The sequence below is a fragment of the Micromonospora sp. B006 genome, assembly GCF_003408515.1.
GTDB classification, from domain to species: Bacteria; Actinomycetota; Actinomycetes; order Mycobacteriales; family Micromonosporaceae; genus Micromonospora; species Micromonospora echinospora_A.
The window spans coordinates 3,149,131-3,169,126 of record NZ_CP030865.1 but is presented as its reverse complement, the minus strand read 5'-3'; the positions used below and the strand labels follow the sequence as shown (position 1 = coordinate 3,169,126).

General features: G+C 69.6%; 15 protein-coding genes. 7 read left to right on the top strand and 8 right to left on the bottom strand.

The genetic code is table 11. The features are described 5' to 3' along the window. Window positions 1–4 precede the first annotated feature (4 nt). Genes MicB006_RS14895 through MicB006_RS14885 form a run of 3 tightly spaced genes read right to left on the bottom strand, consistent with a single transcriptional unit; the run spans window position 5 to window position 3,551 of the window. Window positions 5–1,648, bottom strand: coding sequence for an extracellular solute-binding protein (locus MicB006_RS14895; protein ID WP_116506841.1), 1,644 nt, complete (start codon window positions 1,646–1,648; stop codon window positions 5–7). A gap of 38 nt (window positions 1,649–1,686) precedes the next feature. Then, window positions 1,687–2,625, bottom strand: coding sequence for a carbohydrate ABC transporter permease (locus tag MicB006_RS14890; protein ID WP_225980760.1), 939 nt, complete (start codon window positions 2,623–2,625; stop codon window positions 1,687–1,689). Next, window positions 2,622–3,551 carry a sugar ABC transporter permease gene (locus tag MicB006_RS14885; protein ID WP_073827866.1) on the bottom strand — a complete coding sequence of 310 codons (930 nt, stop codon included), beginning with the start codon at window positions 3,549–3,551 and terminating at the stop codon, window positions 2,622–2,624. Before MicB006_RS14885 ends, MicB006_RS14890 begins: the two co-directional genes overlap by 4 nt. A 67-nt stretch (window positions 3,552–3,618) precedes the next feature. On the opposite strand from MicB006_RS14885, the gene MicB006_RS14880 reads away from it, so the two are divergent. Then, window positions 3,619–4,659 carry an acetylxylan esterase gene (locus MicB006_RS14880; protein ID WP_116506839.1) on the top strand — a complete coding sequence of 347 codons (1,041 nt, stop codon included), beginning with the start codon at window positions 3,619–3,621 and terminating at the stop codon, window positions 4,657–4,659. 25 nt (window positions 4,660–4,684) lie between these two features. On the opposite strand, the gene MicB006_RS14875 is transcribed toward MicB006_RS14880, so the two are convergent. Genes MicB006_RS14875 through MicB006_RS14865 form a run of 3 tightly spaced genes read right to left on the bottom strand, consistent with a single transcriptional unit; the run spans window position 4,685 to window position 6,950 of the window. Further along, window positions 4,685–5,662 (bottom strand): ABC transporter permease subunit, encoded by a 978-nt coding sequence (locus tag MicB006_RS14875; protein ID WP_116506837.1) that lies wholly within the window; start codon window positions 5,660–5,662, stop codon window positions 4,685–4,687. Beyond that, entirely contained in the window at window positions 5,659–6,558 is a 900-nt protein-coding gene (locus MicB006_RS14870; RefSeq protein WP_116506836.1) for an ABC transporter ATP-binding protein, read from the bottom strand. Before MicB006_RS14870 ends, MicB006_RS14875 begins: the two co-directional genes overlap by 4 nt. Then, complete coding sequence (locus MicB006_RS14865) at window positions 6,555–6,950, bottom strand: GntR family transcriptional regulator (protein WP_073827870.1); 396 nt, start codon at window positions 6,948–6,950, stop codon at window positions 6,555–6,557. Before MicB006_RS14865 ends, MicB006_RS14870 begins: the two co-directional genes overlap by 4 nt. 155 nt (window positions 6,951–7,105) lie before the next feature. On the opposite strand from MicB006_RS14865, the gene MicB006_RS14860 reads away from it, so the two are divergent. The 4 genes from MicB006_RS14860 (at window position 7,106) to MicB006_RS14845 (ending at window position 12,207) form a co-directional block, all read left to right on the top strand. Further along, window positions 7,106–8,632, top strand: a complete 1,527-nt coding sequence (locus MicB006_RS14860; RefSeq protein WP_116506834.1) for an alpha-N-arabinofuranosidase — start codon at window positions 7,106–7,108, stop codon at window positions 8,630–8,632. A gap of 427 nt (window positions 8,633–9,059) precedes the next feature. Next, complete coding sequence (locus MicB006_RS14855) at window positions 9,060–10,316, top strand: ABC transporter substrate-binding protein (protein WP_116506832.1); 1,257 nt, start codon at window positions 9,060–9,062, stop codon at window positions 10,314–10,316. 71 nt (window positions 10,317–10,387) lie between these two features. Further along, a complete protein-coding gene (locus MicB006_RS14850; protein WP_116506830.1) occupies window positions 10,388–11,341 on the top strand; it encodes a carbohydrate ABC transporter permease in 954 nt (317 codons plus the stop codon). Then, window positions 11,338–12,207 (top strand): carbohydrate ABC transporter permease, encoded by an 870-nt coding sequence (locus tag MicB006_RS14845; RefSeq protein WP_073827873.1) that lies wholly within the window; start codon window positions 11,338–11,340, stop codon window positions 12,205–12,207. Before MicB006_RS14850 ends, MicB006_RS14845 begins: the two co-directional genes overlap by 4 nt. Window positions 12,208–12,224: 17 nt before the next feature. Here MicB006_RS14845 and MicB006_RS14840 read toward each other — a convergent pair whose 3' ends face one another. Then, complete coding sequence (locus MicB006_RS14840; RefSeq protein ID WP_116506828.1) at window positions 12,225–13,763, bottom strand: glycoside hydrolase family 43 protein; 1,539 nt, start codon at window positions 13,761–13,763, stop codon at window positions 12,225–12,227. 80 nt (window positions 13,764–13,843) lie between these two features. On the opposite strand from MicB006_RS14840, the gene MicB006_RS14835 reads away from it, so the two are divergent. Both MicB006_RS14835 and MicB006_RS14830 read left to right on the top strand, forming a co-directional pair. Then, window positions 13,844–15,508: a CocE/NonD family hydrolase gene (locus MicB006_RS14835; RefSeq protein WP_116506826.1), complete on the top strand. Its 1,665-nt coding sequence runs from the start codon at window positions 13,844–13,846 to the stop codon at window positions 15,506–15,508. Window positions 15,509–15,535: 27 nt separating this feature from the next. Further along, window positions 15,536–17,500, top strand: coding sequence for a right-handed parallel beta-helix repeat-containing protein (locus MicB006_RS14830; RefSeq protein ID WP_116506824.1), 1,965 nt, complete (start codon window positions 15,536–15,538; stop codon window positions 17,498–17,500). A gap of 63 nt (window positions 17,501–17,563) precedes the next feature. On the opposite strand, the gene MicB006_RS14825 is transcribed toward MicB006_RS14830, so the two are convergent. Next, window positions 17,564–19,966 carry a phosphoketolase gene (locus MicB006_RS14825; RefSeq protein WP_116506822.1) on the bottom strand — a complete coding sequence of 801 codons (2,403 nt, stop codon included), beginning with the start codon at window positions 19,964–19,966 and terminating at the stop codon, window positions 17,564–17,566. Window positions 19,967–19,996: the final 30 nt, after the last annotated feature.

Genomic DNA, 19,996 nt, shown 5'->3' with positions numbered 1-19,996 from the left:
CCGCTCAGCCGTGGCTCTTGCGGTACCGCTCGTACGCCTTGTTGACCAGGTCGATGTAGGCCTGCGCGTTCTTGCCCTTCAGCTCCGAGACGTAGGCGTCCCACTCGCTCAGCGGCCGCTGGCCGAGGGCGAACTTCAGCGTGTTCTGGGTGACGTGGTCCTTCAGCGCGGTCGCCCACAGCGTCGTCTGCTCGCGCTCCTCGTCGCTGAGCGGCGCGGGTGGCGGAGTCACCCAGGGCGCGGCCTTGCGGGCGTTCATCTCCTTCTGGAACTCCAGCTCCTCGGGCGAGAAGAACGACTGCACCAGGTCGAGCTTGCCGCCGTAGGCGAAGACGCCGTTGTAGAAGCCGAAGTCCTTCTGCAGGTGCTTGGTGCCCTTGGGGTTGAGCCCGATGACGTTGACGTCCGGGGCGAGGGTGCGCTTGCCCGAGGCGTCCTTGGCGTACGTGGTCCCCTCGACGCCCCACTTGGCGAACTCCTGGCCGGCGTCGGAGTACCAGAGCCAGTCGACGAACTGCATCATGGCCACGAAGTTCTTGCCGTCGCGGGCCTTGCTGGAGATCATCACGCCGTTCTCCAGCCGGCTCGCCGCGTTGACCGCTCCCGCCGGCCCGACCGGAAAGAGGATCTTGCCGAGCCGGGCGTTCGGGTTGATCTTCGCGATGTCCGGGCGGTAGTCGTTCACCAGGGTCTGCGCGTTCGAGCTGATCACGAAGGACTTGCCGCTGGCGAGCTTCTGCCGGGCATGGTCGTCGGTCTGGGTGAACGTCTCCGGGTCGAGCAGCCCCTCGGCGACCAGCTTGTGGAGGTACTCCACCACCTGCCGGTAGCCGTCCGAGGCGCCGGTGAAGACGTACTTGCCGGCCCCGGCGTCCCAGCTCGTCGGCTGGTAGTTCCAGCCGGCGCCGGGCAGCCCGTGCGCGAGGGCCAGCATGTTCAGCAGGTTGCCGGCCGGGTTGGGCTTGCCGAACCGGTCGGAGAACGGAATGACGTCCGGGTGGGCCGCCTTCATCGCCTTGAGCATGGCGTACACCTCGTCCCAGGTGGTCGGGGACGGGATCTTCAACTGCTCCAGCACGTCGGTGCGCACCGCGAGCGTGTAGTCCTGCCAGGGCTTCTCGTGCAGGCCGGGCAGCAGGTAGAACTTGCCGTCCTCCTGCCGGAGCGTGTCCATCTCCGGCTGGAGCTTCCACTTCTCGATCTTGTCCTTGAAGTTCGGCATCAGGTCGAGGTAGTCGCTGACCGGCAGGATCGCGCCGGAGGAGACGTACGAGTTCTCCTGCGGGTGGTAGGTCTTCGGGATGATCAGCGGGGCGTCGCCGGAGCCGACCAGCACGCTGCGCTTCTGCTCGTAGTCGCTCAGCGGCACGGCTACCGGGTCCAGCTTGACGTTCGTCCGCCCGGCCAGCTCGGTCCAGAACAGCCATTCGGGCTTGAGCGGGTAGTTCGGGTGGTTGTTGTAGAGGATCGAGAACGTGACCGGCTCGGTGGCCTTGAACTGGTCGCCGATGCCGTACTTCTCCATCGCGCCCGCGCGGTTGCGGTCGAGGTCCTTCTTGTCCGGGGCGTCGTCGCCGCAACCCGCCAGGGAGACGACGGCGGCCGCGCCGGTGGCGAGCAGCACCTGGCGCCGGGACAGCTTGGCCATGGATTCTTCCTTCCGGTGGTGGGGTGGTGCGGGGGCGGCTATCCCTTCACGGCGCCGAGCATGATTCCGGAGACGAAGTACCGCTGGATGAAGGGATAGACCGCGAGGATCGGCAGGATCGTCAGCACGATGGTCACGGACTGGATGGTGGCGGCGGACTGGACGACGTCGCCGGCGCTGCCGAGGCCGCCGCCGGTCTGCGTGGCGTCGGTCGCGCCGGCGATCAGGTTGCGCAGATAGACGGTCACCGGGAGCAGTTCCTGACGGTCCATGTAGAGGAACGCGGCGAACCAGGAGTTCCAGAACGAGACGGCGTAGAACAGCACCATCGTGGCGACCATCGCCTTCGACAGCGGCAGGACGATCCGCAGCAGCGTGCCGTACGTGTTCAGCCCGTCGACGGCGGCAGCCTCCTCCAGCTCGACCGGCAGGCTCTCGAAGAACGCCTTCATCACCAGCAGGTTGAACACGTTGATGGCGTTGGGCAGGGCGATCGCCCACACCGTGTTCTTCAGCCCCAGGCTGGTGACCAGGACGTAGTTGGGGATCAGGCCGCCGGTGAAGAACATGGTGAACACGGCGATCCCGACCAGCGCGGTCCGGCCCCGCAGGTGCCTCTTCGACAGCACGTACGCGTAGCAGGTGGTCAGCACGACGGAGATGAGCGTGGCGACCACCGTGTAGAAGACGGTGTTGCGGTAGCTGACCCAGAACGTCGGGTCCGACGTCACCACCCGGTACGCGGTGAGGTTGAACCCCCGCGGCACGAGGTTCACCTCACCCGCGACGATGTACGCGTTGTCGCTGAGCGAGCGGGCCACGATGGTGAGGAACGGATACAGGGTCACCACCACGACGCCGGTCAGCACGACGGCGTTCACCACCTGGAAGACCCGGTAGCCCCGGGTGGGCCGGGGGCCACGCGGCCGGGCCGCCGGTTCCCGCGTAGGGGCCTGGGTACGGGCCTGCGTGCTCACCACAGGCTCGTCCCCACCGTGCGCCGGGAGATCGCGTTCGCCGACAGCACCAGCGTCAGCCCGATCACGGACTCGAACAGGCCGATCGCGGCGGCGTAGCTGAGGTTCCCGGAGACGATGCCCACCCGGTACAGGTAGGTCGAGATCACGTCCGCCGTCGGGTAGGTGAGCGGGTTGTACAGCAGCAGGATCTTCTCGAAGCCGACGGCCATGAAGGTGCCGATGTTGAGGATCAGCAGCGTCACCATCGTCGGCCGGATCCCCGGCAGCGTCACGTGCCAGGTCTGCCGCCACCTGTTGGCGCCGTCGATGCGGGCCGCCTCGTACAGGTCGCCGTCGACGGTGGTGAGCGCGGCGAGGTAGAGGATGGTGCCCCAGCCGACCGTCTGCCAGACCTCGGAGGAGACGTAGATCGTCCGGAACCATCCGGCCTGCTGCATGAACGGGACCGGCTCACCGCCCACGGCACGCACCATCTGGTTCACCGTGCCGTCCACCGACAGCAACTGGAGGACCATGGCGGCCACGATCACGATCGACAGGAAGTGCGGCAGGTAGGACACCGACTGGACGAACCGCTTGAGCGCGCGGTTGCGCACCTCGTTGAGCAGCAGCGCGAGCACGATCGGCAGCGGGAAGCAGAACACCAGCGTCAGCGCGCCCAGCACGAGCGTGTTGGTGAACACGCTCCAGAAGGTCGGGTCGGTGAAGAACAACCGGAAGTACCGCAGCCCGGTCCAGTACTCGCCGAAGAGGCTGCCGCCCGGCTGGAAGCGCCGGAACGCGATCACGTTGCCGAGCATCGGCAGGTAGCGGAACGTCAGGAAGAACAGCAGCGGAAGGACGGCCAGCGAGTAGAGCTGCCAGTCCCGGCGCAGGGCCCGCCGCCAGGGCGTACGACGACCGCGCGGGATCGGAGATGCCAAGCTCGTCCTCCCGCCTGACCGTCGGCCGGAACTTTCCGGTAATGCGCCGTAAGCTTTGCGGAAATTTATGGGTATCGTTATCTTCGTGTCAAGAGCGTCGATTGATATCTCCCTCGACCAGCTCCGTCGCTACACGCCGGACGTCGTCGAACCCGCCGACTTCGACCGGTTCTGGCGCACCACCCTCACCGCCGCCGCGGCCACCCCGGTGCTCGTCGCCGTCCACCCCGAACCCACCGACCTGCGGCTGGTCGACGTGTGGGACGTGACGTTCGCCGGCTTCGGCGGCGAACCGGTCCGGGCCTGGTACACCCGTCCCGCGGGCGTACAGGCGCCGCTGCCGGCAGTGGTGGAGTACCCCGGCTACGGACGCGGCCGGGGCCTGCCGGGCGAGCGGCTCACCTGGCCGGTCGCCGGTTACGCCCACCTCCTGGTGGACAACCGGGGACAGGCCGGATTGTTCAGCCGCGGCGACACCCCGGACCCGCACGACGCGCCCGGCGGGCCCAGCCCCGCCACGCGGGGAATCCTGTCCCCGGACGACTACCACTACCGCCGTCTGATCACCGACGCGGTCCGCGCGATCGACGCCGTCCGCGTACTGCCCGGGGTGGACCCGGCCCGCGTCGCCGCGGTGGGCAACAGCCAGGGTGGCGGACTCGCGCTCGCGGCGGCGGGCCTCGTCGACGGCCTCGCCGCGCTCCTGGTCACCGCCCCGTTCCTGTGCGACATCCAGCGCGCCATCGAACTGACCGAGGCGTCCCCCTACGGAGAGATCGCCCGTTACCTGGCGGTGCACCGCGAGGCCGAGGAGCCGGTCCGGCGCACTCTGTCCTATGTCGACGGGGTCACCTTCGCCCGGCGCGCCACCGCCCCGGCGCACTTCGGGATCGGCCTGCGCGACGAGGTCTGCCCACCGAGCACCGGCTTCGCCGCCTACAACCAGTACGCCGCCGCCAGTGGATCGACGGTGCCGCTACGGGAGATGCACACGTACCCGTTCAACGGCCACGAGGGCGGGGAGGCCGTCCACGTCCGGCGGCAGCTGCGTTGGCTGGACGCGGTGATGCGTCCCGCCGACCGGACGTCCGTGCCGCCTGTTCGCTGAGCACAAGGTCTCGCTCGCGCAGGTTCTAGATCATTCGGCGCCGTACCCGCCACACCACCACACCGATCAGGATCGCCGCGACCGCGACGAACACTGCCGCCTCGATGAGCTGGAACGTCCAGAACCGGTCGGCCGGGTGGTAGACCCCGAACCGCTGGATGCCCCGCGCGTGCAGGAACTGGTTGAGGTTCGTGCCGGCCTGGTTGGCGGCGTCCTCCAGTTCGTAGTACTCCGTCGAGCTGAGCCTGCGCCCGGTGGCGTCCGCGTATCCGCGTTCGATCATCCAGTCGGCGACGCCGGGCACGGGCCAGTGCCCGGCCTGGCCCTTCGCGCCGCCGGCGGGGACCGGCTCCATGGTGGTGAGCGGCGTGGCGTACGCGGGACGGGCCAGCAGCGCCACCGACATCCGGGCGGCGAGGAACGCCCCGAACGCGACGCCGAACGCGGGCAGGCTGCGCCGCAGGATCGCCCCCGCCGCGGTGGCGACGCCGAACGCGAACAGCGCGTACGCCAGCGGAACGAGTCCCTCCAGGTCGAAGGCGTCGTACTGGAACCGTCCTTCCCACGCGTCGAACGGCTGACGGAACCAGGTGAGCACCGCGGTGAACATGCCGGTGAGCGCGACGGTGACGCCGGCCAGCGCTGCGAGCTTGGCCGCCAGCCAGCGCATCCGTGGCACGGCCTGCGTCCAGGCGAGCTGCCAGGTGCCGTCCTCCAGTTCGCGCGCGAGCAGCGGCGCGCCGAGGAACGCGCCGATGACGACCGGGACCAGATAGAAGGCCGCGAGGAGGTTCTCGACGTACCCGTACTCCTCGTCGAGCCGGCGGAAGGCGGCCGTGCACGTCTCGTTGGCGCCTGCTTCTCCCGCGCACCGGGCGGGACCGCCGGGGAACAGGTCGTGGGCCTGTGTCCCGAGCACGAGCAGGGCGATGCCGAACACGCCGAGAAGCAGACCCAGGACGCAGACCTCGGTCCGGTGCTGGCGCCAGATCAACCACGTCATGCCGCCACCCCCGACGGGACGGTGGCGCTCGGCTCGGACGGCCGGCGCAGGTACGCCAGCACCAGGTCCTCCAGCCCGACCGGCTGGGCCTGCCAGCCCGGCGCGGCCGGGATGCCGCCGTCGCGTACCAGCAGGGTGGTGTGCCGATCGCTGTGGACGGCCTGCACGACGGCGCCGGAGCGGTCGAGGTCGGTGGCCGTGCGCGGGCCGACGAGCAGCCGGTGCTCGGCGAGGAGGGTGTCGATGTCACCGGTGAGCGTGACCCGGCCCTGGTTGAGCACGACCAGGTGGTCGCAGACGCGCTCCAGTTCGTGCACGACGTGTGAGGAGAACAGGACTGTCACCCCGCCTTCGGCCACCGCGCCCATGAGGACCTGCATGAACTCGCGCCGGGCCAGCGGGTCGAGGCTGGCCACCGGCTCGTCGAGGACAAGCAGGTTCGGCCGCTTCGCCAGGGCCAGCGCCAACGCGACCTGGGCCTGCTGCCCGCCGGAGAGCGAACCGGCCCTGCGGTCGAGCGGGATGCCCAGCTTCGCCAGCCGGCGTTCGGCCAGCCCCTGGTCGAACCGCAGGTTGCAGGCCCGGCCGAAGCGGAGCATCTCGGCGACGGTGAAGCGCTTGTACAGCGGGTGGTCCTGGGCCAGGAACCCGACCCGCGACAGGGTCTGCGGGGTGCTGGCCGTGACGTCGTGGCCGAGGACCTCCACCGTGCCGGCGCTCGGCGCCAGCAGTCCGACGACCAGGCGCAGCAGCGTGGTCTTGCCCGCGCCGTTCGGCCCGACCAGGGCGATCACGCCGCCCGCCGGCAGGGCCAGGGTGCAGTCGCGCAGCGCCCAGCCCTTCCGGTACCGCTTGCCCACACCGTCGGTGCGCAGCGCGATCTCGGTCCCTGTCACGCCACGTCCTCGTTCCTCGTCTGCTGGTGGACGGAAGTGAAGAGCGCGTCGACCGCCTGTTCGTCGAGGCCGGCCGCGTAGGCGCGGCTCAGCCAGGTCGCCAGGCCGCGCCGAAGCGACGTGTACGTCGACGGCGACATCGCGGCCGACTGCTGTTCGGTGACGAACGTGCCCTGGCCGGGCCGGCCGGTGACCAGGTTCTCCTGCTCCATCTGCCGGTACGCCTTGGCGACGGTGTTCGGGTTGATCGCCAGGTCCTCGACCACCTCGCGGATGAGCGGGAGGCGGTCGCCGGGTTGGAGGAAGCCCAGCAGCACCGCTTGGCGGACCTGCTGGACGAGTTGCAGGTACGGCGGCACGCCGGAGTGGGTGTCGAGCCGGAAGACGAACACTGGTAGCCCTTCGCTGCTTTACTAGTATCGTAGTAAAGCAGCAGGTGGGCGGTCAAGAAGGGCGGGTGGGCCGCGGCTGGGGGATCGACATGATCGCCTGTGGCTGTATCGTTGCCGACGCCGCACCCCGCAGGCCGCTTCCACCAAGGACGACCATGACCGCCTCGACCGTCACCGCCGTCATTGACCTCGACCTGACCGGTCCCACCATCTCCCGCCACGTCTACGGCCACTTCGCGGAGCACCTGGGGCGCTGCGTCTACGGCGGCTTCTGGGTGGGGGAGGGGTCCGCGACCCCGAACGAGGGCGGGATCCGCCTCGACGTGGTGGAGGCGCTGCGCCGCATCGGCATCCCGAACCTGCGCTGGCCGGGCGGCTGCTTCGCCGACGACTACCACTGGCGCGACGGGATCGGCCCGCGCGAGCTGCGCCCCCGCATGGTCAACTCGCACTGGGGCGACGTGGTCGAGGACAACTCCTTCGGCACGCACGAGTTCATGGCACTGTGCGAGCTGCTGGGCGCGGATCCGTACGTCTCCGGCAACGTCGGCTCGGGCAGCGTGCGGGAGATGTCCGAGTGGGTCGAGTACCTGACCCGCGGCGACGACTCTCCGATGGCCGCCCTGCGCCGGGAGAACGGGCGCGACGAGCCCTGGCGGGTTCCGTTCTGGGGCCTGGGCAACGAGGCGTGGGGCTGTGGCGGCAACCTGCGCGTCGAGCAGTTCGCCTCGTTGGCCCGCCAGTACGCCACCTACGTCCGCGACCACGGCGACAACACGGTGTACCGGATCGCCGCGGGCGCGAACAGCGACGACTACCACTGGACCGAGACGCTGATGCGTTCCTTCGACGACCTCGCGGCGCCCGACTCTCGCGCCTGGCCGTTCCAGGCCGTCTCGCTGCACTACTACACGATGACCCGGGGCTGGTCGTCGAAGGGCGCGGCCACCGGCTTCGACGAGGAGGAGTGGTACCTGGCGCTGCGGAACGCGACCCGGATCGAGGAACTGGTCTCGCGCCACGAGGCGGTGATGGACCGCTGGGACCCACAGCGCAAGGTCGGCCTCGTCGTGGACGAGTGGGGCACCTGGTGGGACGTGGAGCCCGGTACCAACCCCGGCTTCCTGTACCAGCAGAACACACTGCGCGACGCGCTGGTGGCCGCGGTGCACCTCGACACGTTCCACCGCCACGCGGCCCGCGTCGTGATGGCGAACATCGCGCAGACCGTGAACGTGCTCCAGGCCATGATTCTCACCGACCCGGAGACGGGCGCGCTGGTGCTCACGCCTTCGTACCACGTGTTCGCGATGAACCGGGCCCACCACGACGCGGCGTCGCTCGCCGTGACCCTCAAGGGCGAGGTCCCGGTGCGCCAGGTGGCCGGGGAGAGCCTGGCGACGCTCTCGGCGTCCGCCTCGACGCGCGGCGACACGGCGCTGGTCTCGCTGTCGAATCTCGACGCGCGGAGTCCGGCGACTGTCGTCCTCGACCTGCGCGGCCGGGACGTGACGGCCCACCGGGCCACCGTCCTGACGGCCGAGGCGCTCGACGCGCACAACACGCCGTCGACCACGGGCGTCGCGCCCCGCGAGCACGCCGGGGTCGCGGACCACCCGCGCGGCCTGGAGGTCGAGCTGCCCCCGCACGCGTACGTGACGGTGGAGCTGGATCTCGCCTGACCGTCGGACCGGGGCCCGTTTCACGGGTTCGATCTGGCGACAGCGGTGGCAGTCCGCTGTCCGGGAGCGGGCGAGCGGGCCATCCAATTACCCCGGTCTATCGGAGTCGCCGCATGGCGCGCTGCTTGCTCCGAAAATTTTCGGCGCTGTGCCGGTCGGAACGTTTCCCCGCTGACCGGCGCTCGTGCTGGCAGCGGGGTCGTTGACGGATGCCGGGGCAGTTAGTAGCCTCAGCGCACGCAATCATGGCATGTAAATATCTCGATAAGTTTCGGAGACGACGATCTCACCGACGACGGGATCACCGCTGACCCGTCGGTGAGGCCACTCGTCGGCTTCTGCCTGCGGTGCCCACCGCCGGTAGGACCGTCGCCCTGATTCGCCGCGGGCACCCGCCACCGCCGCACGATCACCGTATGGAGGGCCGTTGAAACGCGTCCGGAGCACCGTAGCCATCATCGCCACCGCCGCGCTCCTCCTCGGCGGTTGTGGCGGATCAGACGGCGAATCCGACTCGAAGACCTTCGAGTTCTGGTCGTTCGCCAACATCAACCAGAAGGCCGACGTCGACGTCTACACCAAGGCGCACCCCGATGTGCGTATCAAGCTCACCGAGGTGGGCAGCACGACCGAGACCGCGCAGGCGCTCACCGCCGCGCTGGCCGGCGGCAAGGTGCCCGACCTGGTGCTGATCCAGGCCGACGACCTGCCGAAGTTCATGCAGTCCCCGGACAACTTCGTCGACCTCACCACGCTGGGCGCGAACGACATCAAGGGCAACTACCTCGACTGGGTGATGGCGCAGTCGACGACCAAGGACGGCAAGATCATCGGTGTGCCGACCGACGTCGGCGGCTTGGCGGTCGCCTACCGTACGGATCTGTTCAAGGCGGCCGGCCTGCCCACCGACCGCGAAGAGGTCTCCAAGCTCTGGCCGACGTGGGACGAGTTCATCAACGTCGGCAAGACGTACGTCCAGAAGACCGGCAAACCGTTCGTGGACAACACGCCGACCAGCGTCTTCTTCCAGGCGGTCAACCAGGGCAGCCAGCGCTACTACAGCGCCGACCGCAAGCTCGACTACGACAACGAGCAGGTCAAGGCGGCGTTCGACGTGACGCTGAAGGCCTTCGACGCGGGCATCTCCGCCAAGCAGGGGTCGTTCTCCTCCGGCTGGACCGCGGCCATGAAGAAGGGCGACTACGCGGTGGTGTGCTCACCGTCCTGGATGCTCAGCCAGATGAAGACGAACGCCCCCGAGACGAACGGCAAGTGGGACATCGCCACCATTCCCGGCGGCTCGGGGAACTGGGGTGGCAGCTTCCTCGCCATCCCCAAGCGCGCCAAGAACGCGAAGGCGGCGTGGAACTACATCTCCGAGATGCAGTCGCCGAAGGGGCAGCTGGACCACTTCCTGATGCAGGGGTCGCTGCCCACCACGCCGTCGGTCTACACCGACCCGCAGCTGGTCGGCAAGACCGACCCGTTCTTCAGCAACGCGCCGATCGGCAAGATCTACACCCAGTCGGTGCTGGGGATCAAGCCCTTCTACTTCGGTCCGCAGGACGGCCCGATCGGCACCGAGTTCCTCAACACGCTCACCAGCGTCGAGCAGGGCAAGGTGAATCCGGCCAACGCCTGGAACACCGCGCTGACGAACGTCAAGAACGCCGTACGGGAATGACGGAGGGCTGATGCGCGGCAGCCGGGTACCACCCGGCTGCCGCGCATCGGGAAGGTGACGCTTTGACCACCATGCTCGGCCCGGCCCCGATCCCGCCGGACGTCCGGAGGCCCGGTCGCAACCGGCGCATCAAGCAGGGCGTACGGGAGTTCCTGGCGCCGTACGCGTACATCTCGCCGTTCTTCGTGCTCTTCCTGATCTTCGGTCTCTTCCCGTTGCTGTTCACCTTCTACATCTCCCTGTTCGACTGGGATCCCATCGGTGAGCACCGCTTCGTGGGGCTGGACAACTTCGCCGAACTCCTGCACGACCCGCGCTTCTGGGGAGCGTTGCGGAACACGTTCAGCATCTGGGTGATGTCGACGGTGCCGCAGTTGCTCCTGGCGCTCGGCCTGGCGCACCTGCTCAACCACGCGCGGCTGCGGCTGGCCGCGTTGTTCCGGATGTCGGTGCTCGTTCCCTACGTCACCTCGGTGGCGGCCACGACCATCGTCTTCGCCCAGATGTTCGACCGTGACTACGGCATGATCAACTGGTTCCTCGGGCTGCTGGGCTTCGAGCACATCGACTTCACGGCCTCGCTGTGGGGCAGCCACGTCATGATCGCCACGATGATCGCCTGGCGCTGGACCGGGTACAACACACTGCTGTACCTCGCCGCGCTCCAGGCGGTTCCCCGGGAGCTGTACGAGGCCGCCGCCGCCGACGGCGCGAACGGCTGGAGACAGTTCCTGCACATCAGCATCCCGTCGTTGCGGCCGATCATCGCGTTCACCGTCGTGACGTCGACGATCGGCGGGCTGCAGGTCTTCACCGAGCCACTGCTTGCCAACCCGGTGGGCGGGCTCACGTGCGGGGCGGCACGGCAGTGCCAGACCGTCACCCTCTACCTCTACGAGCAGTCCTTCGGACAGTTCCACTTCGGCTACGGGGCGGCGGTCGGCGTCGCGCTCTTCGTCATCGTGGTCGCCTTCTCCGGAATCAACTATCTGCTGGCCACCCGCGTCCGCTCGGAGCGCCCATGAAGCCCGAACCCTCGACCGCCGCGCCCAAGCGGGCCAGGCGGCGCCAGGCCAACCGCGTCTCGATCGCGGTGTACGCGCTGCTCACCCTCGTGGCGCTCGCCAGTGTCTTCCCGCTCTACTGGATGTTCGTGGTGGCCACGACGGACTCCGCCACCGCGACGACCCTCCCGCCGACGATCACACCCGGCGGCAACTTCCTGCACCTGGCGGAACTGGTCTTCACCATCGTGCCGTTCGTGCAGTCGCTGCTCAACAGCCTCATCGTGGCCACCACGATCGCCGTCGGCCAGGCGGTGCTCTGCGCGCTGGCCGGCTTCGCCTTCGCCAAGTTGTCCTTCCCCGGCCGCAACACCCTGTTCCTCATCGTCGTGCTGACCATGACGGTGCCGGCGCAGTTGGCAGTGGTACCGCAGTACCTGATCATGTCCGAGCTGAACTGGGTGGACAGCCTGCAAGCGGTGATCGTTCCCGGTCTGGTCAGCGCGTTCGGCATCTTCTGGATGCGTCAACACATCGGCAGCACCATCGACGACGAGCTGATGGCCGCGGCGCGCGTGGACGGCGCGACCACCTGGCAGATCTTCTGGCGGATCGCCTTCCCGCTGGTCCGCCCGGCGGCGTACGTGCTGGGGCTGTTCACGTTCGTCTACGCGTGGAACGATTTCCTGTGGCCGTTCATCGTCCTGAAGTCGCCGGAGAACTACACCGTCCAGATCGCCATCAAGGCACTGCAGCAGAACCGGGACATCGATCTGGGCCTGGCCATGTCCGGCTCGTTCCTGGCGACCATTCCGCTGCTGGTGTTGTTCGTCTTCGTCGGACGCCGTCTGGTGCAGGGAATCATGGAAGGCGCATTCAAGGGGTGAGGTCCGTCTCGGTCTCGTCAGCCGGCCGGCCGGTAGTCGAACCAGTCGAAACCGGCGCTTCCCTCGGTGACGTACATGCCGATGACCCGGCCGGTGAACCCGGAGGCGACCTCAGTGGACAGGTAGCGGCCGTCGAGTTCCGCCAGGCGCGCCCAGCCGTCGCCGGTCTCGACCTCGAAGCTGATCGTGTCACTGCCGGCTGCCGTCACGCCCACGAGTCCCGCCTGCGCCAGATCGCCGGACGAGGTGACCGTCGGGGGCAGCACGTCGGTGGTCCGGATGGCCAGTGCCACGGTCACCGCCCCCGCGGGCACCGGGCACTCGCCGAACACCTGACGAAACGGCCCGACCCGGCCGATGACCCGGGCCTGCCCCCGGGCGAGCTCCAGGTCGTAGTGGTGGGCCTCGTCGATCCTGATCGTCAGCCCGGACCGGCCGGAGCCGGGATCGACGCGGGCGCTGACCCGGCAGTCGTGGTGCTGCTGGCGGCGACCGACGACTGTGGCGCCACTGCGGTCGAGGCTGTCGCCGGTCGCGTGCAGGGTCAGCCAGCCGGGCCGGTCGGTCAGCGACCACGCCGAGGGGGGCCGTTCCCGCGGAGAAATCCACTGTGGCCCCAGCCGGTCGTCGTCGAAATCGTCCCGCTCGGCCCACCGGCTCGTCCCATCCGGGCCGGTGGCGATCGAGACCGGGCCGACCACCGGCCACCCGTCGACCCAGCGCACCGGCGCCAGGAACGTCTCCCGCCCCAGGACGTGGTAGGGCGGCCACTGGCCCTTCGGCCGGATCCCCAGCAGAACCATCCACCAGCTGCCGTCGGCCGCCTCGACCATGTCGGCGTGCCCGGTCGCCTGCACCGGCCGGTCGGTGCCGCGGTGCGTCAGGATCGGATTGGCCGGCCCGGGCTGGAACGGCCCGCGCGGCGAGCGCGCGCGGGCGACGCTCACCGCGTGGCCGGTGTGGGTTCCGCCCTCCGAGACGAGCAGGTACCACCAGTCGCCGACCCGGTACAGATGCGGCGCCTCCGGGTACTGGCCACCCGTCCCCGACCACATCGCCACCGGTCCTTCCAGGACCTCGCCGGTGCGCGGGTCGATCCGGTACGACTCGACCCCGGACACCGTCATCCAGCAGTTGCCGTCGTCGTCCCACGCCAGCGACGGGTCCACGTGGGGCAGGTCCAGGTAGACCGGATCCGACCACGGGCCGGCGGGATCGGCAGCCGTCACGATCAGGTGCCGGTCGAGCGTGACGTTCGTCGTGACGACCCAGAACCGGCCGTCGTGGTGGCGGATCGTCGGCGCGTAGATGCCCCGCGAAGCAAGCGTGTCGGCCGGCAACCGAAGCTGACCGGCGCGGTCGAGCACGTTGCCGATCTGCTGCCAGTCGACCAGGTCACGACTGTGGAAGATCGGCACACCGGGCGCGTACTCGAAGCTCGAACACACGAGGTAGTAGTCCTCACCGGCGCGGCAGATGCTCGGATCGGGCCAGAAGCCCGGGAGGATCGGGTTGCGGTCGCCGAGGGACTCACCGTACGCGGGCTCCGGTTCCATTTCCGCTCCTTCTCGTACGGGCACGACGCCGTCATGAGTGTCGATGCCGCGAGCCGTATCGGGCAACCCGCGAGCGAGCGATGACAGTTCTCGGCCGCCTCCTGTCCGGGCGGCTCCGTCGCCACGCGGCCACGGAGCCCCCGTACACCTTCACCGTGCGGCGCGGGCTGCGCGTGCCGATGGACGACGGCGTCGAGCTGGTCGCGGACCTCTACCAGCCGGTCGGCGCGGTGGAACCGCCGTTGCCCACGATCGTCGTCCGCTCGCCGTACGGCCGGCACGGCTCGCTCACCCACGCGCCGGCGCTGGCCGGCGCGGGGTTCACGGTGCTGGCGCAGAGCTGCCGCGGCACCGGTGGCTCCGGTGGCCGCTTCCGGCCACAGCTCGACGAGCAGCGCGACGGCATGGCCACCCACCGGTGGGTACGCCGCCAGCCGTGGTGCACCGGTACCGTCGCGACGTACGGGGAGAGCTACCTCGGCTACACCCAGTGGGCGGTGGCCGGACGGATGTGCCGTGACGACCCCGGCAACGCCCCGGACGCCCTGTGCCTGAACGTCACGATGGCCGACTTCGGCCCGATCACCTGGACCAACGGCGTCTTCTCGCTGGAGGGCTCGCTCGGCTGGTCTCGTCTGATGGACCTGCGGGGCCTGCGCGGCGCCCTGGTCCGGGCCCGGCTCGCGCGGCGGCCGGACCGGGAGCTGGCGGCGGCGTTCGACGTGCTGCCGCTGTCCCGCGGCGACAGCGCGGTGGCAGGCCACCCGATCAGCTGGTACCAGGACTGGCTGGCCCACGAGAAGCTCACCGACGACTACTGGACCCGGCAGTCGCACATCGCGTCGGTGCCCGACGTCACCGCGCCCGTGTACATGGCCACCGGCTGGTACGACATCTTCCTGCCCTGGCAGTTGCGCAACTACGCCCAACTCGCCGCGGCCGGTCGTCCGCCCAGGCTGACCATCGGACCGTGGGGCCACAGCAGCGCGCAGAGCCCGTTTCTCGCCGAGTCGATAACGTTCCTCAAGGAACACTTCGCCGGCGCGCCCACGACCCGGCCGGCACCCGTGCGCGCCTTCCTCACCGGCGCGGAGCAGTGGCGCGACCTGCCCGCGTGGCCGCCGCCGGGCACCGCCGCGCAGCGGTGGTACCTGCACCCGTCCGGGCTGCTCGACCCGGCCGTCCCCCGCGCGGGCAGCACCCGCTACACCTACGATCCCGACCGGCCCACACCCGCGCTCGGTGGCCCCGGCATGGGCCCGGCCCCGGGGCCGGTCGACAACAGCGCCCACGAACGCCGCGCGGACGTGGTCGTCTTCCGCAGTCCACCGTTGGCGCACGCGCTCGTCCTCGCCGGGGAGCCGACCGCCCGTGTCCGGTTCCGTTCGACGGCGGCCAGCGCGGACGTGTTCGTGCGGATCTGCGACGTGCACCCCGACGGCCGCTCGATGAGCGTGTGCGACGGCATCCGCCGCGTCGGCGGCGTCGGTGCCGCGGACACCGACCCGCAGCCCGACGAGGACGGTTTCGTCGAGCTGGAGGTGCCGCTGTGGCCGGCGTTCCACCGCTTCGCCGCCGGCCACCGCGTCGCCGTGCAGGTCAGCTCCGGAGCGCATCCGCGCTACGCCCGCAATCCCGGCACCGGAGAACCGGCCGCCACCGCGGCCACCACGGTGCGGGCGGAGCAGGAGATCTCCCACGGCGGCGCCCACCCCTCCCGGATCGACCTGCCGGTATGGACCTGAACAGACATCTCCAGAAGGGCTTCCCGGATGACATCCGTGTTCCACGTGGCGACAAGCGGTTCCGATCACGCCGACGGCTGCGCCGAGCGGCCGTTCCGGACGATCAACCGGGCGGCCGGCGTCGCCCAGCCCGGTGACACGGTGGTGGTGCACGCGGGGGAGTACCGCGAGTGGGTGAAGCCACGCCACGGCGGTCTCAGCGACTCCCGCCGCATCACCTACGAGGCGGCTCCCGGCGAGCACGTGGTGATCAAGGGATCGGAGCGCGTCACGGGCTGGGAGCCGCTCGGCGGGACGGTGTGGCGGGCAACCGTCGACAACTCGCTGTTCGGCTCGTTCAACCCGTTCGCTCAGGAGGTGGCCGGTGACTGGATCGTCTACCCCCGGGGCGCGCCACGCCGGCACCTCGGCGACGTCTACCTCAACGGCCTGAGCTTCTTCGAGGTGGCGACCCGGGCGGAGGTCGACGATCCGCCCCGGCGCACCGAGGTCGTCGACGACTGGACCGGACTGACCCATCCGATCGGCAATCCCGACCAGACCCGGCTCGTCTGGTACGCCGAGGTCGGTGAGCAGACGACGATCTGGGCCAACTTCCAGGGCGCCGACCCGAACACGGAGCTGGTGGAGATCAACGTACGCCGCAGCGTCTTCCACCCGGAGCAGCCGCATCTGGACTACATCACCGTCCGGGGCTTCGAGCTGGCGCACGCGGCCAGCCCGTGGGCGCCGCCGACCGCCGACCAGCCGGGCCTGATCGGGCCCGGCTGGGCGAAGGGGTGGGTCATCGAGGACAACGTGATCCATGACGCCAAGTGCTCGGCGATCTCGATCGGGAAGGAGGGCTCCACCGGGCAGAACTTCTCGGCGCTGCGCGGCGACAAGCCGGGCTACCAGTACCAGTTGGAGTCGGTCTTCGCGGCCCGCCAGATCGGGTGGGACCGCGAGCACATCGGCTCGCACGTGATCCGCCGCAACACGATCTACGACTGCGGGCAGAACGCGATAGTGGGTCACCTCGGGTGTGCGTTCTCCACGATCGAGGACAACCACATCCACGGCATCGGCGTGAAGCGCGAGTTCTACGGGTACGAGATCGCCGGCATCAAGCTGCACGCCGCCATCGACGTGGTGATCCGGCACAACCGGATCCACGGCTGCTCGCTCGGCACCTGGCTGGACTGGCAGGCGCAGGGCACCCGGCTCTCCCGCAACGTCTACCACGACAACTGCCGGGACCTCTTCGTCGAGGTCAGCCACGGCCCCTACCTGGTCGAGCACAACATCTTCGGCTCACCCGCCGCGCTGGAGCTGTTCAGCCAGGGCGGCGCCTTCGTCAACAACCTGATCTGCGGCACGATGCGGCTGGAGCAGGTGCTGGACCGCGCCACGCCGTACCACCTGCCGCACAGCACCCAGGTCGCCGGGTACGCGGTGATCTACGGTGGCGACGACAGGTACGTGGGCAACCTCTTCCTCGGCGGCGACCCGGGCGCGGCCTACGGGACAGGCGCGGAGGGCCAGGGGTCACCGCTGGGCGGCACCGCCGGATACGACGGCCATCCCGCGTCGTTCGCGGAGTACCTGACCCGCCTCGACGAACAGCCGCCCAGCGACCAGCAGAAGTACCTCGACGTGAAACAACCGGTGTACGCCCGGTCGAACGCCTACGCCGCGGGCGCCCGGCCGTTCGCGGGTGAGCGTGAGCCATGGGTGCTGGGCGCCGCGTCGGCGGCAGTCGTCGCCGAGGGTGACGCGGTCTGGCTCGTCACCGATCTGCCCGAGGCGTTCGACGAGGCTCGCGTCGGCGTGGTCTCCGGCCGGGACCTGGAACGGGTCCGGTGCGCCGACGCGGAGTTCGAGGAGCCGGACGGCACCCCGGCCGTCATGGACGTGGACCTGGTGGGGGAACCCCGGCAATCTGGACGGGGCGGCGCCGTCGGCCCGATCGCGGGCCTCGCGTCCGGGGCGCGCCGCACGCGCGTCTTCTGACGGCGGACCCACGTACGCGGATGGAGACGGTGACGCCGGCCGGCGCCACCGTCTCCGCCGACCTCAGCCGCGTGCGGCCCAGTCGCCGAGGGCCCAGTCGCGAACCTCGGGCATGTCCTCCAGGTGCTCCACGACGTACGTCTCGTGGCGGTCGAGCTGACTGCGGCACCACGCCTTGAGATCCGCCGCGCCGCGCGGGAGGCGCTTGGCGTTGTTGATGGCGTCCATCACGAGGTGGTACCGCGACGCCTTGTTGCGCACCGTCATGTCGAACGGGGTGGTGGTCGTGCCCTGCTCGATGAAGCCGCGCACGCGGAACCGGTCCGCGTCCGGACGGCCGTGCACGAGCTGGTGGATCGCGCCGGGGTAGCCGTGGAAGGAGAAGACCACGTCGACGTCGTCGGTGAACAGCTCGGTGAACAAGGTCTCGCTCATGCCGTGCGGGTGGTCCTTGGGCCGGACCAGCGTCATCAGGTTGACCACGTTGACCACACGGACCTTGAGACCGGGCAGCCGCTCGCGCAGGATCTGTGCCGCCGCGACCGTCTCCATGGTGACGACGTCGCCGGCGCACGCGAGGACGATGTCGGGGTCGCTGGTGCCGTCGTCGGTGCCGGCCCACTCCCAGATTCCCGCGCCGCGGGCGCAGTGTTCGATCGCCTCGTCCATGGAGAGGTACTGCAGCTGCGGCTGCTTGTCGATGACGATCAGGTTGATGTACGACCGCGACCGGAAGCAGTGGTCGGCCACCGACAGCAGGGTGTTGGCGTCCGGCGGCAGGTAGACCCGGGCGACGTCGCCGCGCTGGGTGAGCACCACCTGGATCAGGCCCGGCCCCTGATGGGAGAAGCCGTTGTGGTCGTTGCGCCACGCCGTCGAGGTGAGCAGCACGTTGAGGCTCGGCACCTTCGCGCGCCAGGGCAGGTGCTTCGCCTCCTGCAACCACTTGCCGTGCTGCACGGTCTGGGAGGCGCTGACCATGGCGAACGCCTCGTAGGTGGCGAACATGCCGTGCCGGCCGGTGAGGTTGTAGCCCTCCAGCCAGCCGTGGCAGTTGTGCTCGCTGAGCACCTCCATGACCCGGCCGTCGCGGCTGATCGCCACGTCCTCCGGTGTCACCCGCTCCATGAAGGCGCGGTCGGAGACGTCGAAGACGCTGCCGAGGCGGTTGCTGTTTGTCTCGTCCGGACAGAACAACCGGAACCGGTCGGCGTTGCGGGTGTAGATGTCGCGGATCATCTCGCCCAGCTTGCGCGTCGACTCGGCCCGCTGCTGCGCCGGCCGGGGCACCTCGATCGCGTAGGAGCGGAAGTCCGGCAGGTCCAGGTCCCGGGTCAGCAGCCCGCCGTTGGCGTGCGGGCTGGCGCTCATCCGCAGGTCACCGTCGGGGGCCTGGTCCCGGATCAGCGCCACCGGCGCGCCGGTGGAATCGAACAGCTCCTCCGGACGGTACGACTTGAGCCAGCGCTCGAGCAGCGCGAGATGCTCCGGGTTGTCCTTGACGCCGGACAGCGGCACCTGATGCGACCGCCACGTCCCGGTGACGGTGACCCCGTCGACGGAGTCCGGACCGGTCCAGCCCTTCGGCGACCGCAGGATGATCAGCGGCCAGGTGGGGCGGGCGCCGTCCCAGGAGCCGTCACGAGCGGCGGTCTGGATGTCGCGGATCCTCGTCCAGGCCGTGGCGAGGGCGGCGGCGAAGCGGTGGTGCATGCCGGGCAGGTCGGAGCCCTCGACCTCGATGACGTCGTAGCCGTGGCCACGCAGCAGGTGGCGTACCTCCTCGGGGTCCTTGCGCCCCAGCACGGTTGGCCCGGAGATCTTGGCGTCGTTGAGGTGCAGGATCGGCAGGACCGCGCCGTCGCGTTCGGGGTTGAGGAAGGACACGCCCTTCCAGGAGCCTTCGAGGGGCCCGGTCTCGGCCTCACCGTCGCCCACCACCGCGATGGCCAGCAGGTCCGGGTTGTCCATCACCGCGCCGAACGCATGGACCAGGACGTAGCCCAGCTCACCGCCCTCGTGGATGGAGCCGGGGGTGGTGACGGACACGTGCGACGGGATGCCGCCCGGGCTGGAGAACTGCCGGAACAGGCGCAGCATCCCGGCCTCGTCCTGGCTGACGTCCGGGTAGATCTCGCTGTAGGCGCCCTCCAGATAGCCGGCGGCAACCAGCGCCGGCCCGCCGTGACCCGGGCCGGCCAGGTAGATCGCCTGCTGGCCGGTGCGCCGGATCAGCCGGGAGACGTGCGCGTAGATCAGCGACAGGCCGGGACTCGTTCCCCAGTGGCCGAGCAGGCGCGGCTTGATGTGCTCAGCCGACAGGGGCTCGCGCAGCAGCGGGTTGCCCTTCAGGTAGATCTGCCCGATGGTCAGGTAGTTGTTCGCCCGCCACCACGCGTCCAGACCGGCGAGTTCGGTGTCGTCGAGTTCGGCGAGCGTACGGAGTTCGGATTCGACCGCGGTCACCGTGCTTCCTTTCACTGATCTCGTCTTGTC